Below are 16,052 nucleotides of genomic sequence, written 5' to 3'. Positions count from 1 at the left end.
GGCTCAGCCCTCCAGCGCCGCCCACCCGCGCGGGCCGAGCTCGACCCGCCCGTCGGCGAGGGTGCCGTCACCGGTGACGATCGTGCGCGCGTCGGCGGCCGGCACCGACACCGGCTCGTCGCCGATGTTCAGCGCGACCACCACCGCGTCGTCTCCCACGGCGGTACGCAGCACGATCGCGGCGTTGGCCACCTCGACCACGTCGGTGTGCGCCCGCCACAGCCACGGCTTGCGGCGGCGCAGCGCAATGAGCGCCCGGTGCGCCTCGAGGATCCGCTCGTCGACGTCTCCGACCTCCGCGGCGGATGCCGGGAACTCCGGCCGCACCGCGTCGTCGCCGCCCTCGCGCTCTTCCTTCACCCCGGTCCACCCGAACTCGTCGCCGGCGTAGACCGACGGGGTCCCCGCGACGGTGAAGAGCACGGTGAGGGCGTGCGGCACAAGATCGGCCCCGATGGCCGAGGCGATGCGGGTGACGTCGTGGTTGCCGACGAAGGTCTGCGGGGCGAAGGTCGCGAGCAGTTCGTCGTGCCGCTCGATCGCGTGGCTCAGCTCGAAGAGGTTGCCGTCGGCGATGCCGTGCCAGATGCCCTGCCACAGCTCGTACTGCGTCAGCGAGTCCATCGTCGAGGCGCGCACGATCGCGGGTCCGTCCCCGTGGATGACCTCGCCGACGAACCACGCCTCCGGGAATCTCTCGCGCACGCGCGGCAGCACCTCGGCCCAGAACTCGGTCGGCACCGCGTACGCGGCATCCAGTCGCCACCCGTCTATCCCGCGCTCGAGCCAGTGGCACATGACGTCGACCACGAGGTCGGCGACCGCCGGCGACGAGTGGTCGAGGGCGACGAGCGCGCCGTGCCCCTCGAACACCTCGGCCTCGAGCGTTCCGTCGACCCAGCGCCCGCGGAACAGCTGAGGTCCGTCCTCCGACGCGTCGCGGAAGGCGGGGTGCGCCCGCCCGACGTGGTTGAACACCCCGTCGAGCAGCACCCGGATGCCGCGTTCCCGCGCCCCCGCGAGGAGGCGATCGAAATCTCCGTCGTCGCCGAGGCGCGGGTCGATGCGCAGGTGGTCGACGGTGTCGTAGCCGTGGGTCTCCGACGCGAACACCGGTCCGAGCAGCAGCCCGTTCAGGCCGAGCCCGATGACGTGGTCGAGCCAGGGCTCGAGGCGGTCGAGGCGGTGTTCGATCTCGGCATCCGGCCCCTCGCCGTCGCGGATGGGTGCGCCGACGAAGCCGAGCGGGTAGACGTGCCACCACATGACGTGTTCGGGCCACGAAGGCATGGGGTCTCCACCTGTCCGGGGATCGGACCGGACCCCTCGACGCTATCCGTCCGCGCGATTCGCGCCGCGGGGGTTGTCCTGTCGCTCCGGATGCCGTGGCTCAGGCCCGCGCGCAATCCTCGGGCAGCGCGAAGACGGGCAGGTCGAGGGCGTTCTCGCGGGCCGCCTCGACGGCGGCGGCGACCGCGCCGATCGAGACGATGTCGGCGCCGAGGCCCGATGCGACGATCTCGGGGGCGGGCAGGTCGAGGGCGCGTGGCAGGGCGGCGATCGCGGCGTCGATGATGGGGCCCGCGCCCGCGGCGATGGCGCCCGAGACGATCACGCGGTCGACGTCGAACAGGCTGCCGAAGATGCCGACCACCCCGGCCAACGCCCCGCCCACCTGTCGCGCGATGGCGAGGGCCCCGGTGTCCCCCGTCGACCGAGGTGCGCGTCGACGTAGACCTCACGGCGATCGTCCCCGAGGCCTCGCGCCATCAGGACGCCGCCCGCGACTTCGGGCTCGCCGCGCGGATCACCTCGGCTGGATCGACTCCCGAACCACCACCGGCATGTCCACGAGGTGACGACCGGCGGGGGGACCGCCCGGCATGAGCAGCAGCTCGACCGCACGGCGCCCCATCTCCTCGTGCGGCAAGCCGATGGTCGTGAGGCCCGGGCGGAGGTAGGCGGCGAGCTCGTCATTGTCGAACGACACGAGCGAGACGTCCTCGGGGACGCGGAGTCCCGCATCGCCGAGAGCCTGGAGGGCGCCGAAAGCGAGCCGGTCGTTCAGGCACACGATCGCCCGAGGGCGCATTCCGTCGTTGAGCAGGCGCGCGGTGAACTCGTAACCGGGAGCGGGCTCCCACAGCCAGATCGACTCCTCGTGCAGGAAGCTCGCTCCGGCGTCGGACATCGCCGCTGAGATTCCCCGAACGCGCGCAGCGACGGTGTCGGAGCGGAAGAGGTCGCGTTCTGCATCCGCGTCGTATCCGAGAAGCAGGATGCCGTCGCGGATGCCCGCCTCCACCAGGAGTTCGATCGCGCGGCGTCCACCGGTTTCCTCGTCCGGCAGGACGCTGCATCCGTGCAGTTCATTGGTCGCGTTGAGCATGACCGTGCGCAGCCCCGTCGGCAGGGGCGGGACAAATGTCTCTCGAGCACGCATCGAGGCGAAGATGATCCCGTCGACTTGACGATCCAACAGGGCCGAGACCGCTTCGGCCTCTCGCTCGGGCTCTCCGCCGGTCTCCGCCACGAGCACCACCTGCCCGGCTGCCTCGGCGGCACCCAGCGCTCCCTTGATCAGGCCGCTCGCGAAGCGGGTCGTGGCGACGAGGTCGGAGACGAATCCCACGGTGTGCGACGTGTCGGTCCGAAGGGCCCGTGCCGCCATGTTGGGTCGGTATCCCAGCTCCGCCGCAGCGGCGTGGACCCGCTCGTGCGCGTCCTTCGACAGGCGGGTGTCGGGCCGACCGTTCAGGATCATCGAGGCCGCGGCCGGCGAGAGCCCGGCGAGGCGGGCAACGTCAGCCAGCGTGACCCTCTTGCCCATCGATGCTCCCCGTTCTGCGGCGCCGGTGCCGCGGTAACGATCTTCGCAGTGATCTTGACAGCGTCACGGACGTCTGCGTAAATGATGCTGCTAAATCCTTTCAGCAAAGGTTAGCGCACCAGAGTCCGACGCTCGAATCACCCGAGCATCGGCTACGCAGCATTGACGAAGGAGTCGACATGAACCCCCGTTCCCCGCGCCGTCGCAGAGGGGCATCCCTGGCGCTGCTGACCATCGCGGGCCTGACCGGCGCCGCGCTGACCGGATGCGCACCCGGCAGCTCCGCGCCCGCCGCACAGACCGATACCCAGGTGAGTACAGAGCTCACCAGCGACCCCGTTCAGCTCACGATCGCCGATGAGACGGGATTTCCGGTCACCGACAAGCTGACCGAGGAATTCACCAAGCAGCACCCCAATGTGACGTTCACGATCAACCGCGACACGTTCCAGAACCTCACCGCGAACGCGCCGAAGCTGCTCGCCAGCTCCACCCCGCCCGACCTCATCCGCCTCCCCACCCTGGGCGACACGGTGCGCGACGGCCTCGTGGCCAACCTCGACCCGTACTTCGACGCATACGGCTGGAGCACCTGGCCGGCGTCCCAGCTCGCGCCGCTGCGCATGAGCGAAGACGGCGTGCGCGGATCCGGCTCGCTCTACCAGCTCGGCCTCGGTTACAGCATCACCGGCATTTACATGAACACGACCCTCGCGAACCAGCTGGGCATCGACTCCCCGCCGCAGACCCTCGCTGAGCTCGAAGACGACATGGCGAAGGCCAAGGCCGGGGGAGTCCTGCCGATCATGGCCGGCGACAAGGACGGCGTCGTCAACTTCGTGGTGCAGGCCGCGATGAACCAGTACGTCGACAAGGACCAGTTCCTGTCGTGGATGTTCAACGAGCCCGGCGCGCGTTACGACGAATCCGGCAACGTGAAGGGTGCCGAGCTCGTGCGCAAGTGGGCCGATGCCGGTTACTTCCCGTCCGACGTCAACGCGATCGACTACTTCACCTTCACCAGCCGCTTCTCGGCGGGCGAGGGTCTGTTCACGTTCAACGGCAACTGGGAGGCGGCGAACTACCAGAAAGCCCTCGGGTCGAACGTCGAGTTCTTCCTCGTCCCGCCGGCGGAAAAGGGCGCCGACCACGTCGCGATGGGTGCGGCGAACTCGTTCTCGGTCGCGGCGAAGTCCCCGCACATCAATGAGATCGTGTACTTCCTCAACTGGGTGCACACCGACCCCACTGCGCGTCAGATCATCGTCGACGTCACAGGTGCCTCTCCCGGCGGCGACCCGGCCCAGGAGCTGCCGAAGGTCGAGTCCGGCTCGCTGATCGAGAACGCGCTGAAGATGTCGGCGCAGATCGGTGCCGAGAACGGACAGGTTGACTTCATGGCCAACACCACGGCGGGCATCTACGCCGGCTCGATCATCCCTGAGTCGCAGCTGCTGGTGACCAGCCAGATCACCGGCCAGGACTTCGTCGACCGGGTGCAGAAGTTCTACGAGAGCGAGGTCGGCAAGTAATGACCGATCGTGCGGTCGCCGTCGCGGCGGCCCCCCGAACCGCCGACGCCGATGCGGCGACGACGACCGCACCCCCTCGCCGGGCCGCCGCACGCGCGGTGGCCCGGCGGGCGGCCCTCGTCGGGTGGCTCCTGCTGGTTCCTGCCCTGGGCTTCTACGTCGCGTTCGTGGTGTGGCCCCTCATCCAAGGCGTGCAGTACTCGTTCTACGACTGGAACGGCATCGGCGTCGCCCGCTGGGTCGGCGTCGACAACTACCTCACCGTCTTCACCGACCCCGACCTGCTCGGGGCCATCCGCAACGCCTTCATCCTGATCGCCTTCTTCACCTTCATCCCGGTGGGGCTGGGTCTCGTGCTGTCGACCTTGATCCGCGGCATCCGGAACAAAGCCTTCGCGGCCACCGCTCAGACGGTTCTCTTCCTGCCGCAGATCATCCCCCTCGCCGCCGCCGGCATCGCCTGGTCGTGGATGTACGCCCAGACCGGCGCGGTCAATCAGATCCTCGGGTGGCTCGGCCTCGGCTGGATCACCCGCCCGTGGCTCGCCGACTACGGCACGGCCCTGCCGGCGGTGGGACTCATCGGTTCGTGGGTGCTCACGGGCCTGTGCACCGTGCTGCTGCTGACCGGTCTCGGGAAGATCGACGTGTCGCTGTACGAGGCGATCCGCCTCGACGGCGCGGGCTGGTGGCGAGAGTTCTTCACCATCACCCTGCCCGGGCTCCGTCAGGAGATCGCGGTGCTGGTCACCGTCACGGTGATCGCCGCCCTGTCGAGCTTCGACATCATCTACACCTCCACCCAGGGCGGTCCCGGCCGCGCGACGCTCGTGCCGGGTCTGTCGATCTTCCGCATCGGATTCACCCAGAGCGACGTGGGCCTGGCCTCGGCCTTCGGCATCGTGCTGATGGTGCTGGTGCTGGTGGTCGTGCTCCCCATCCAACGCCTCTCGAGAGCGAGCGACTCGTGATCGCCAGCCGCACCGAGCGCCTGCTCGGCATCGTCCTTCTCAGCGTCGCCGCGATCGTGACGCTGCTGCCCCTGATCAGCATGTTCTCCGCCGCGCTGCAGCCGGCCGACCGCAATCCCACCGGTCTGACCTGGCCCACCGATCCGCAGTGGGGCAACTTCGCCACCGCGTTCGAGACGGGTCACGTCTGGCAGCTCATGGGCTCGAGCCTGGTCATCGTGCTGGGTGTCGTGCCGGCGAGCCTCATCGCGGCCACCCTCGCCGGCTTCGCGCTGGGGTCCCTGCAGGTGCGCTTCGGCCGCGGCATCCTGGTCTTCTTCGTCCTGGGCCTCACGATCCCGTTCGAGGCGCTGATCATCCCGCTGTACTACCAGGCGCAGTCGATGGGCACCGTGAACACCCCGTGGGCTGTGATCTTCCCGCTGATCGGACTGTACATGCCGTTCGGCGTCTTCTGGATGCGTGCGCACTTCATCAACGTGCCGCGCGAACTCTCCGAGGCCGCGCGGGTCGACGGCGCCTCGATCTGGCGCGAGTTCCGCAGCATCCAGCTGCCGCTCGCCGCTCCGGCCCTCTCGGCGCTGGCCATCCTGCTGTTCATCTGGACGTGGAACCAGTTCCTGTTGCCGGTCGTGCTCATCGCCGACCCGCTGCAGCGCACCGTGGCGGGCGCGCTGACGTTCTTCCAGGGTCAGTACTCCCTGAGCATTCCCCTGCTCAACGCCGGCGCACTCATCATCATCACCCCCGCGGTGCTGCTGTTCCTCGTCTTCCAGCGCCAGTTCATCCGCGCGCTCGTGCAGGGCGCCGTCAAGGGCTGATCGCCCCTCCTCCTCTCGAAACGGATCTCATGACGTTTACGCTGCCCGACCACTGGGTCTGGGATTTCTGGCTCGCCCGCGACGGCGACACCCACCACATGATGTTCCTGCAGGCCCCGACGAGCCTCGGTGACCCCGACCTGCGTCACCGAAACGCCAGCGTCGGCTACGCCACGAGCGACGATTTGCGTTCGTGGACCGTGCACGGAACGGTGCTCGAGCCATCGGGCGGCGATGCTCCGGATGCCACGGCCACCTGGACCGGGAGCATCGTGGGGGCGACTGCCGACTGGCGCATGTTCTACACGGGCTCGCGATTCCTCCGCGACGGCGAGATCACCAACGTCGAGACAGTGCTCGCCGCGGCCTCGACCGACCTCGCCACGTGGGTCAAGGACCCCGAGGTCGTGGTGGCTGCCGATCCTCGCTGGTACGAGACCCTCGACGCGGGAACCTGGCACGAAGAGGCGTGGCGCGACCCGTGGGTGTTCGCCGATCCCGATGGCGACGGGTGGCACATGCTCGTGACCGCCCGCTCCCGCGAGGGCCGCGAGCGCGATCGTGGGGTCATCGGCTACGCGTGGTCCGCTGACCTGCACCAGTGGCAGGTCCGTCCCCCGCGGAGCGTCCCCGGCGCGGGTTTCGCGCACCTCGAGGTGCCGCAGGTCGTGCAGATCGCGGGCCGGTGGGCGCTGGTGTTCTCGTGCGACGCCGCGCACCTGGCGGGGGAGCGCGAGGGGCAGCCCGGCGGCATCTGGGCCGTCGCCCTCGATGATCCGCGCGGGCCGTATCCGGTCGAGCGCGCACGTCTCGTCGCCGACGAGCGCCTGTACAGCGGCCGGGTCGCCGCTGACGCCGAGGGCCAAGCCGTCATGCTCGCGTTCGAGAATGTCACGACCGACGGGGTCTTCGTCGGAACCCTCTCCGATCCGCTGCCGCTGCGGTGGGACGACGATCGCCTCGTCGTGGCGGAGGCGGGACGATGACCGCGGTGCAGGGGACCGTCTCGACCGGTTTCGACGTGGTCGGCGAGGCCTTCGCCGAGGCGTTCGAGGGGCTGCCCGAGATGGGCGGGGCTCTCGCGGTGCGGGTCGACGGGCGCGCGGTCGTCGATCTCTGGGGCGGGATCGCCGACAGTCGCGACGGCCGGCCCTGGGAGCGCGATACCCCGACGGTGGTCTTCTCGTGCACGAAGGGGCTCATGTCGATCCTGGCGGCGCGGCTCGTCGAAGCCGGTCGGCTCGATCTGGACCGCCCGCTCGCCGACATCTGGCCCGACTTCACCGCGCACGGCAAAGACCGGGTGAGCGTCGGCGACGCCCTGGCGCACCGGGCAGGGGTCTCCGCTCCGCGCGTCGACGTCACGCGCGCGCAGCTGCTCGATTTCGCGGCGATGGCGCAGATCGTCGCCGACCAGGAGCCCCTGTGGCGGCCGGGTGACGGGTGGGCCTATCACGCGCTCACCCACGGTTGGCTGTCGGGCGAGATCGTGCGGCGCGCGGGCGGCGTCGCCCCCGGTGACGCGTTCGCGGCGATGGCCGAGGCCGTGGGCGGCGGGGCGTGGCTCGGGATGCCGGCCGAGGTCGCGGCCTCCGCCGCTCATCTGCGCGTCGGTCCGACGCTCGACGCCCTCGTGGCCCGGCAGGCGGCCGAACGCGATCCGGCGACGACCGACTGGCTGGACCGCGCGATGACCCTCGGCGGAGCGTTGCCGGCGACCCTCGTCACCGCCGATGACGGCTTCAACGCCGACGACGTGCGCGAAGCCGTCATCCCCGGTGCGGGGGCGGTCGCGACCGCGCGCGCGCTGGCGGCGGTGTGGTCGGCCACGGTGGCCGAGACCGACGGCGTCCGTCTGCTCCAGGACGACACCCTCGAGGTCGTCACGCGCGAACGCACGGCGGGTGCACCGGTCTTCGCGGCGCCCGCGCCGTGGCCGCGCTGGGCCGCCGGGTTCCAGCTCGACTCCGAGGCCCGCCGCTACCTCGGCCCCTCGAGCTTCGGCCACGACGGCGCCGGAGGCCAGGTCGCCTTCGCCGACCTCGATTCCCGGGTCGGATTCGCGTTCGTCACCAACTGGATGGAGGCGGACGACCCGCGCGCGACGCGGATCGTGGATGCGCTGCGGAGCGTCGTGGGCTGAGCCGACCGCTCAGCGCACCCGCACCCAGCCGTCGCCGCGCCGCTCGATCGCCCCGGCCGCCGCGAACGCGTCGAGCCACCCGCCCATCGGCCACGACCCCCACCGCTCGTGGAAGGTCGCCCCGTTGCGCAGGATGTCGTCGAGGTGCTGCCAGGGCGGAGAAGACACCGGATGCCACTGGTGAAAGGCGTCCGCACCCCCCACCCACCGCATCTCGACGTCGGCTTCGCGCGCGGTCCAGGCGAGGTCGGTGTCTTCGGCGCCGTATCCCTCGTAGCCGGGGTGGAAGCCGCCGATGCGGTTCCAGGTCGAGGCGGTGACCGCGAACGACAGCGACCAGAACAGGTCGTATTCGTCGCGTGACGCGGCGCGAGTCCCACCCGCGGGAAGGGCGGGGCGGGCGCGGTGGGGTCGGACGAGGAAGGGCAGATCGGATGCCGTTTCCGGGCGCTGCACGCTCGAGAGGTACGTCACCGCTCCGCAGAGCACGGCGTCGGGGTGCGCCAACGCGGCTGCCCGGTAGGCGGGGAGCAGCCCCGCGCCGGGAAGGCAGTCGACGTCGAGGAAGACCAGCAGTTCCGCTCCCGCTCCGAGGGCGGCGGCAGCGGCGCGGTTCCGCCCCTCGCCCACGCGCAGACCGTGCGGCCCCGGCGGCACATGGAGCGTGAGGGTCTCGGCATCCGGGGCGTCCTCCGGGGGCGTCTCGTCGAGCCACGCCTCGACGCGCACGATCTCGCCGGCGACCTCCGCGAGGGTGCGTCGCTGCCGCTCGAGGTGCTCTCGGCGTGCGGCCGAGGCGACCGTGATGACGGCGGTCCTCACGGGAGGACCGCCTCGACCGCCGCAGCCATGCGGCGCGCGCCGCCTGCGACTTGCCATCGCGACCAGTCCGGCGCGTCGCGGGCGGCTCGTTCGACGAGGTCGACGAGGTCGGCGGGGGCGATTCCCGCCGCCGCCCGCCGAGCGAGACCCCAGCGTTCGAGGGCCTCGGCCGTGTGGTGCTGCTCGTCGAAGGGGCGCTCCTGCGAGATCACGACGGTGCGGGCGCCGGATGCCGCGAGATCGGCGACGCTGTTCTGCCCCGCGGCGCTGACCACGACCGTGCTGCGGGTCAGGAGCGGCCACGGATCGTCGATGCGCGACGCGGCGTCGTGACCGACGGTGGTGACCTCCCATCCGCGATCGCGCAGGAGCGAGACGACCTCGTGACGGGCGTCGTCGTCGAGCATCCGGCCGAGCAGCAGCACGCTCCGCTCGTCGCGCGGGCCGTCGACGTCGCGCCCGTCGAAGCGCGAGATCCCGCCCGTCCACATGACGCGGTCGGAGTGCTCCGACAGTGCCGGGGTCGCCACGGCCCCGTGCGCCCACGGAGCGACGATGCGATCGGCGAGGGAGTAGGCGAGGGCGTGCGGGGCATCGGTGCGCGCGCCCGGCTGGGTCACGGCGATCGTGCGCAGCCCCAGGAGGCGCGCGAACGCGACCACCTCGGCGCTCACATCGATGACGAACGCCCGCAGGTCCCGCGCGGCGGCAGTGGTGGCGATGGCCGCCAGGCGGGCGCGGTGCCCGGGGTGGTCGTGCGGGGCCCAGTGCAGGGCGCCCCGCGCGGTCGGCTCGGCGTCACGCGGGTCGACGGTGGTGCCGTCCGCGGATTCGAAGGGATCGGCGTCCGGGGGCAGATCGATCCATTCGATGTCGGCGGGCAGCCCCGCGGGCCGCGGCATCGACGAGAACGCCACGACCGGCTCCCGCAGGTGCGGCGCCACGGCGAGGAACCGCGAGAGGTGGCCGAATCCGTGGTGGTGGATGTACCAGCCGATCACCACGACACCGCCGGCATCCGGCGGGCGGGAACCGGCTGCGCGCTGTGGGCGAGAACGCGTTCGACCTCGCGGTATCGCTGAACGAGCGAGTGCTGGCGGATGGTCGCGCGCCGCGTCCACACGCGGGTGAGGGGTTCGCTCGCACCGGTCTCGGCCAGGTGCGTGGCGGCCTTGGCGAGAGCGACGACGTCTCCGGGCATGACCGTGGTGGTTCCCGGGATCCCGGCCACCACCTCGGATACCCCGCCGATGTCGAACGCGGCGACGGGCGTTCCGGTGGCGAGGGCCTCGACGATGACGAGGCCGAACGGCTCCTCCCACATCGGGGTGACGAGAGCAACCGCCGACGATCCCACGAGGCGGCACAGGTCGGGCTGTCGCAGAGGGCCGACGTACCGCGCGTGCGCGCCGAGGCGCGGCACGATCTCCTGCTCGAAATAGTCCACGTCGCCGATACGGCCCGCCAGAACGATGTGCGCGCCCGCCTCGCGGGCGGCCTCAATGGCGAGGTGCGGGGCCTTCTCGGGCACGACGCGCCCCGACCACACCCACGATCGTCCGCCGTCGCCGCGGGTCCACTGTTCGGTGTCGACGCCGTTGGGGAAGACGAACGCGTCGACGCCCTCGACTGACCAGGCACGGGCGGTGGCCTGGCTCACCGCGACGAAGCGGTGGGAGCTGTCGCGCACCTCCGCGGCCGCTTCGAGCAGCGGCTCGAGCGGAGGGGTGTGGAGGGTCGTGACGACGGGGATGTCGGCCTCGACGCTCCACCGGATGGGGGCCGGGTGGAGGCTGTGGTTGTCGACGACGTCGAAGAGGTGGCGGTCGGCGACCAAGCGGTCGCGCGCGGCGTCGAAGGCGGCGTCAACGGCGGCGGCGTACCCCGTTGGGTAGTCGGTGTCCGAGGCATCCTCGGGGCGGGTCCACTCGGGCGTCGGCAGGCGGAACTCGTCCGTGTCGCCGAGGAAGTCCGAGCCGTCGGCGGCGCACAGGGTCACATCGTGACCGCGGGCCCGCAGCCAGCGCACGCGGTCCCAGACGGCCGCTTCGAGGCCGCCGGCGTGCGGCTGGCGAAGCGCGTAGCGCGAGGGGGCCACGACGAGCACGCGCAGGGGGCGTTGGTCGCGCATCATGCCGCGAGCTCCCGTGCGAGGACTCTGCGGTACACCTCGACGTGCGCGTGGCGCACGTGTTCGAGCTCGCGGAGGCGTTCGGTTCGTCGGCGCTCGATCTCGGCCGTGCGTCGGCGCGAGCCGGGCACCGACCAGGCGGGACTTGTGGCGTCGATGACGGCGCGCTCGAGCGAAAGCGGTTCGCCGAGGTCGAAGGTGTGGAAGTCGGTCGGATGCTGAGCCGCCATGTGCCCCACACGGGTCCCGACCACCGGCACGGCCAGGTCGTAGCAGAGTTCGGCCCAGCCCGACTGGGTGCCGTGGCGATAGGGGAGCAGGCACGCGTCGAGATCCGCGAGCCAGGCGGCGAGTTCGTCGTCGTCCTGCCGGGGCCCTCTCTCGATGCGTACGCCGTCGCATCCCTCGGCGAGGAGGACGATGGATGCCGCGGCCTCCTCGTCGCGGACGCGCTCGTTCATGCGGACGACGCCTTCGATCCGCGCGCCCTGCGCCCGCAGGTCCGCGATCGCGCGCACGAGTGTCGCCGTGGTCGCGACGCCGTCGATGTTGGGCCGGAGGTCTCGCAGATGGACGCCGACGCGCACGGTGTCGTGGGCGGTGCCCGCCGGTCGCTCCGCCTCCCCCAGCAGTGTGGGGTGTGCGACCACGGTGGCTGCGCGCCCGGTGATCGCGGCCACCTCGTCGGCAGCCGAAGCCGTTAAGGTGATCAGCTCGTCGGCGGCGTGCGCCAGCACCGCGAGACCGGCCCGGTGGGCGTCCTGCGACGACAGCTGCGGGTTCTCGAGGTCGTGCACCGTGTAGACCAGCGGCTTGCCCAGACGCTCGAGTGCGGCGACGGTGAGCGCGAGCTCGTCCGCGGTGTAGGACTCGATTCCGAAGTGGACGTGCACGAGGTCGAACTCCGCTGCGTGGGCTTCGAGCCATTCGGGGAGCAGGACCTGGGGCGGCCACCACTGACCGGCGGGCACGCCGGGCGGGGGCGGGTCGGCGAGGAGCCTGACGCCGGCGGGGTCCGCGACGGCGGTGACGTACGGATGGGCCGAGGGAACGGCGGCGACCCGGACCAGGGGGACGGTGGTGGCGACGATCTTCTCCTCCTCGAAGCGTTGCGGGCGTAGGGATGCGCGTACCGCATCACCAGGCACATCGCAATGCAACGGGGCGGTTGTGACGACAATGGCACCGACGGATACGTTCCTCATCATGGGCGGCGAGACGGCGGGGCTGGGAAGCCTTGCGGACCACGGGGACGCGGTGATAGCGCGCCGAGCGCACTACGCCGCCTTCTTCGGCGATGAGGCGCCGCTCGCGGGCTACGGCATCGTCGTCGGCAACTGCCAGGCCGAGTCGCTGCGCCTCGTCATCTCGTCCGACGCGCTGCCCGCCATCCGGGTGCCTGCCGTGCACGAGCTCGACGCCGCCGACACCGCTCGACTGCACGCGCTGCTCTCGAAGGCGGCGTTCCTGGTCGCCCAGCCCATTCGCGACGACTACCGTGGCCTGCCCCTGGGCACCGCGCAGTTGCGCGGGTCGCTTCCCGTCGGCGCGCGGTCGGTGACCGTCCCCGCCATCCGGTACGCGGGACTTCATCCCTTCCACGCCGTCCTGCGCCTTCCCGCGTTCCCCGAGGACCCGCCGCTGGTCGCCTATCACGACGTGCGCACCGTCGCCGAGGCGTCGGGGCTCTCGGTCCCCGCGATGCTTCCCCCGGCCGCCGTCCGCTCGATCGCCGACGCCTCCGTCGCCGAGTTGCGGCGCCGCGAGGGGAGGGGGCTCGACATCGTGGCATCCGACCTCTTCGTCCCCGTCGTCGCCGACCTGATGCGGACCGTCAACCATCCGGGCAACGCCGTCTTCCTGCCGCTCGGGGAGCGCATCGCCGCGGCTCTGGGAAACCCGGGCGGCGCCGTGGATCCCGGACGCCCCATCCTCGCCTCGGTGCGTGCGCCGCTCGAATCCTGGGTCGTCGACGCGTGGGCGCTCGATGAGGCCCCCCGGGAGGACTGGATCGTGGCCGGCGAAACCCTCGCCGCGGCTGTCGTGCAAGAGGCGCACCTCGCCTACTACCGCGAACGGCCCGCCCTTCTCGCCGCCGTCGTCGAGCGCATGACACCGCTCCTGCGCACCTGGGCGGCCGCGGCGTGACCGCCTCGACACCGGGGATGGATGCCACCCCCGTGCTCCTCGCCCAGCCCGGGCCGCACGGGGTCGCCGTCTACGCACGCGAGATCGCGGTCGAGGTGCAGCGCGAGAGCCCCGGGACCCGCGTCGTGACCCCCGACGCGATCGCCGAGCTCGTCCCCGGAACCCCCGTGCACGCTCACGTCACGGATCGTTTGTGGGGTGCCTCTCCCGAGGAGGCCACCGAGCGCGTCCGAGAGCTGGCGCGGCGCCACCCGCTCACCGTCACCCTCCACGACGTGCCCCAGTCCTCCGACGGACCGCGCAACCTCCCGCGTCGCCGGGCGTTCTACCGCGCGGTGACGGAGGCGGCCGTGGGCGTCGCCGTGAACAGCGCCCACGAGCGCAGCCTTCTCCGCGAAGAAGGAGTCTGGACCGGCCCGGTCGAGGTCGTTCCCCTGCCGGTGGAGTCCTCGCCGGTCGGAGAGCGCCCCGTTCCCGACGAGTCCGTCGGCGTGCTCGGCTACTTCTACCCCGGCAAGGGGCACGACGAGGCGCTCGCTGCCGCTGCAGAAGCGGGCCTGAAGAGGCTGACCGTGCTCGGTCGAGCCTCGGACGGGCATGCCGACGACCTCTCCGCCTTCGTCGGGCGGGCCGCGGCAGCCGGGGTCGCCGTCGAGGTCACCGGTTGGCTCGACGAGGCCGACATGGCTTCCCGCGTCCGGCGCATCGCCGTCCCCGTGATCGCGCACCGCCATGTTTCCGCTTCCGGCTCTCTCGCCTCGTGGATCGGCTGGGGACGTCGCCCCCTCGCCGTGCGCAACCGGTACGTGGACGAGATGGCCGCTCTCCGCCCCGGCACGGTGAGCACGGTCGACGAGGCGGGCCTCGCCGACGCCATCGCGTTCGCGCGCGCCACCGGCGACAGCACGTGGCACGGCATCCATCCCGTGCCCTTCGGGCGAACCGACGCCGCTCGCGCCTATCTGGAGTGGTGGGGAGCCGTCACCGCATGAGCGACACCTGGAACGACCGGATGCCGTGGGTCCCCGGCAATCGCTGGGACCTGCTCGCCCACCGCGAGCCCGAGCCTCCGCGCGTGAGCGTGATCGTCACGCACTACGCCCAGCCGACCGAGCTGCAGCGCACTCTCATCGCGCTCGCTCGGCAGGACCACCCGGCTGACCGTCTCGAGGTCGTCGTGGCCGACGACGGTTCGCCCGAGACACCGGTCGTGCCCGCGGGGGTGCGTCTGGTCCGTCAGGAAGACCGCGGCTTCCGGGCCGCCGCGGCGCGGAACCTCGGAGCAGCGGCGGCATCCGGTGACGTGCTGTGTTTCCTCGATGCCGACACGACGCCGGAGCCCGATTACGTTCGCCGGCTCACGCGCCTGCCCGCGTTGCTCCTCGAGGCGGTGACCGTGGGGCGACGGCGTCACGCCGACCTGGCGGGAGCGAGCGTCGACGCGCCGATCGCCGCGCTCGGCCCGGTTCGCGAGTTGACCGAGCCGGCCTGGCTCCGCGACGCCTACGCCGCGAGTCGAAATCTGCTCGACGCCGACGACCGGTCGTACCGCCACGTCATCAGCGCGGTACTCGCGTGTTCCCGGGCCTTCTTCGACGAGGTGGGCGGGTTCGACGAGACGTTCTCGACCTACGGCGGAGAAGACTGGGAGTGGGCGCACCGTGCGTGGCAGGCGGGGGGAGTGCTCGCTCATGTTCCGGATGCCGTGGCCTGGCACGACGGTCCCGATTGGGCAGGCCGCTCCGAAGAGCACGCCGCGCAGGGCAACAGGCAGACCCTCAGCCTGGCCGAGAAGATCCCGATCGAAGGGTCGCGGCCCCGTGGATTGCTGTCACGAGCCATCGACGTGGAAGTACAGCTCCCCACGGGGATCCCCGCCGATGCCGCCTTCCTCTCCGTGGACTCCCTGCTCGCGGCCCTTCCTCATCTGCGCGTCGTGACGGATGCCGCCGACCACCCCCTGCTCGCGGCCGACCCGCGGGTGACCCCCGCGGGGGGCGTCGATCCCCGGGTCACGATCGAGCTCGAGCAGCCGATCGTCGTCCTGGATGCCGCTCCTCTCGCGAGGGCTCTCGCCCTGCTATCGAGTGCCGAGGTCGGAGGGGTCGTGTTCGTCACCGGCGAGGGTGAGACCGTGGGCCGTGCGGCGAACCGACGGGCGCGTCGTCGCGCGAAGCGCTGGGGGACGGATGACGCGCTCGATACCGTGACGGTGCACGTGGATGGCGCACACATCGTCGGCGCGCGGCCGCACCTCGAAGCCTGGGTCGGCGGGTGGGGAGGGCCGGACAGGTATCTCTGACCCGCGTCGTGCCCTCGCGAACGAGCGCGACACGCCCGGGACGTGCCTGGATTCGACGGGTCGGTCGTTCCCGCGTAACTTAGTACTTGTTCGCCCCACAGGGGAGAGCGGAGCGGCCGAAAGGCCCCGCGTCCTCTCAAGCGGCGAACCGTCCCCAACACCAGCACTTGAGAGTTTCGACTCTTTGGTCTACAGTTGGGATCCTGCCAATCGGCACACCCTCACTGCAGCGAAACCCTTTCTGGGGCGTCGCGAGATGTGATTGGCGTGTTGCCATGGTGGACATATAGAAGTGAACTGCCTCACGGGTAGGTCGAGAGATCGTTTCTGTGGGTGCGTCCGTTCCTTGAGA

General features: G+C 71.2%; 15 protein-coding genes. 8 read left to right on the top strand and 7 right to left on the bottom strand.

All coding sequences use genetic code 11. The features are described 5' to 3' along the window. Nucleotides 1-3: 3 nt before the first annotated feature. From ASE56_RS01425 to ASE56_RS01415, 3 genes are all read right to left on the bottom strand, one after another. Nucleotides 4-1,290: an alpha-amylase family glycosyl hydrolase gene (locus ASE56_RS01425; RefSeq protein ID WP_056224278.1), complete on the bottom strand. Its 1,287-nt coding sequence runs from the start codon at nt 1,288-1,290 to the stop codon at nt 4-6. A 100-nt stretch (nt 1,291-1,390) separates the two neighbouring features. Beyond that, a complete protein-coding gene (locus tag ASE56_RS01420) occupies nt 1,391-1,675 on the bottom strand; it encodes a hypothetical protein (RefSeq protein ID WP_056224276.1) in 285 nt (94 codons plus the stop codon). 132 nt (nt 1,676-1,807) lie between these two features. Further along, nucleotides 1,808-2,830: a LacI family DNA-binding transcriptional regulator gene (locus ASE56_RS01415; protein WP_056224274.1), complete on the bottom strand. Its 1,023-nt coding sequence runs from the start codon at nt 2,828-2,830 to the stop codon at nt 1,808-1,810. A gap of 179 nt (nt 2,831-3,009) precedes the next feature. On the opposite strand from ASE56_RS01415, the gene ASE56_RS01410 reads away from it, so the two are divergent. The 5 genes from ASE56_RS01410 to ASE56_RS01390 are packed head-to-tail and all read left to right on the top strand — an operon-like array spanning nt 3,010 to nt 8,297. Then, complete coding sequence (locus tag ASE56_RS01410) at nt 3,010-4,362, top strand: ABC transporter substrate-binding protein (RefSeq protein ID WP_056224272.1); 1,353 nt, start codon at nt 3,010-3,012, stop codon at nt 4,360-4,362. Beyond that, complete coding sequence (locus ASE56_RS01405; protein ID WP_235556897.1) at nt 4,362-5,333, top strand: carbohydrate ABC transporter permease; 972 nt, start codon at nt 4,362-4,364, stop codon at nt 5,331-5,333. The genes ASE56_RS01410 and ASE56_RS01405 overlap by 1 nt, the downstream gene beginning before the upstream one ends. After that, the gene (locus ASE56_RS01400; RefSeq protein WP_056224270.1) at nt 5,330-6,154 is read left to right on the top strand and encodes a carbohydrate ABC transporter permease; all 825 of its coding nucleotides are present in this window, start codon (nt 5,330-5,332) and stop codon (nt 6,152-6,154) included. The genes ASE56_RS01405 and ASE56_RS01400 overlap by 4 nt, the downstream gene beginning before the upstream one ends. A gap of 29 nt (nt 6,155-6,183) precedes the next feature. Beyond that, nucleotides 6,184-7,140: a glycoside hydrolase family 68 protein gene (locus tag ASE56_RS01395; protein ID WP_056224267.1), complete on the top strand. Its 957-nt coding sequence runs from the start codon at nt 6,184-6,186 to the stop codon at nt 7,138-7,140. Next, complete coding sequence (locus ASE56_RS01390) at nt 7,137-8,297, top strand: serine hydrolase (RefSeq protein WP_056224265.1); 1,161 nt, start codon at nt 7,137-7,139, stop codon at nt 8,295-8,297. Before ASE56_RS01395 ends, ASE56_RS01390 begins: the two co-directional genes overlap by 4 nt. A gap of 9 nt (nt 8,298-8,306) precedes the next feature. On the opposite strand, the gene ASE56_RS01385 is transcribed toward ASE56_RS01390, so the two are convergent. From ASE56_RS01385 to ASE56_RS01370, 4 genes are read right to left on the bottom strand one after another with little or no spacing between them, the layout of a single operon-like run. After that, nucleotides 8,307-9,119, bottom strand: coding sequence for a glycosyltransferase family 2 protein (locus ASE56_RS01385; protein WP_056224262.1), 813 nt, complete (start codon nt 9,117-9,119; stop codon nt 8,307-8,309). Then, nucleotides 9,116-10,120 (bottom strand): hypothetical protein, encoded by a 1,005-nt coding sequence (locus ASE56_RS01380; protein ID WP_074694841.1) that lies wholly within the window; start codon nt 10,118-10,120, stop codon nt 9,116-9,118. The genes ASE56_RS01385 and ASE56_RS01380 overlap by 4 nt, the downstream gene beginning before the upstream one ends. Then, a complete protein-coding gene (locus ASE56_RS01375) occupies nt 10,117-11,253 on the bottom strand; it encodes a glycosyltransferase (protein WP_056224258.1) in 1,137 nt (378 codons plus the stop codon). The genes ASE56_RS01380 and ASE56_RS01375 overlap by 4 nt, the downstream gene beginning before the upstream one ends. After that, complete coding sequence (locus ASE56_RS01370; protein WP_056224256.1) at nt 11,250-12,398, bottom strand: glycosyltransferase; 1,149 nt, start codon at nt 12,396-12,398, stop codon at nt 11,250-11,252. The genes ASE56_RS01375 and ASE56_RS01370 overlap by 4 nt, the downstream gene beginning before the upstream one ends. Before the next feature lie 31 nt (nt 12,399-12,429). On the opposite strand from ASE56_RS01370, the gene ASE56_RS01365 reads away from it, so the two are divergent. From ASE56_RS01365 to ASE56_RS01355, 3 genes are read left to right on the top strand one after another with little or no spacing between them, the layout of a single operon-like run. Then, nucleotides 12,430-13,398, top strand: coding sequence for a WcbI family polysaccharide biosynthesis putative acetyltransferase (locus ASE56_RS01365; protein ID WP_156371572.1), 969 nt, complete (start codon nt 12,430-12,432; stop codon nt 13,396-13,398). Between the two features lie 17 nt (nt 13,399-13,415). After that, nucleotides 13,416-14,390, top strand: a complete 975-nt coding sequence (locus ASE56_RS01360) for a hypothetical protein (protein ID WP_056224255.1) — start codon at nt 13,416-13,418, stop codon at nt 14,388-14,390. Beyond that, nucleotides 14,387-15,700 (top strand): glycosyltransferase family 2 protein, encoded by a 1,314-nt coding sequence (locus ASE56_RS01355; protein WP_056224253.1) that lies wholly within the window; start codon nt 14,387-14,389, stop codon nt 15,698-15,700. The genes ASE56_RS01360 and ASE56_RS01355 overlap by 4 nt, the downstream gene beginning before the upstream one ends. The last annotated feature ends 352 nt before the right edge of the window (nt 15,701-16,052 follow it).

The organism is Microbacterium sp. Leaf203, from assembly GCF_001421275.1.
GTDB lineage: Bacteria > Actinomycetota > Actinomycetes > Actinomycetales > Microbacteriaceae > Microbacterium > Microbacterium testaceum_A.
Note: the sequence above shows the minus strand (reverse complement) of the source record. Positions and strands in the feature narration are given on the sequence as shown.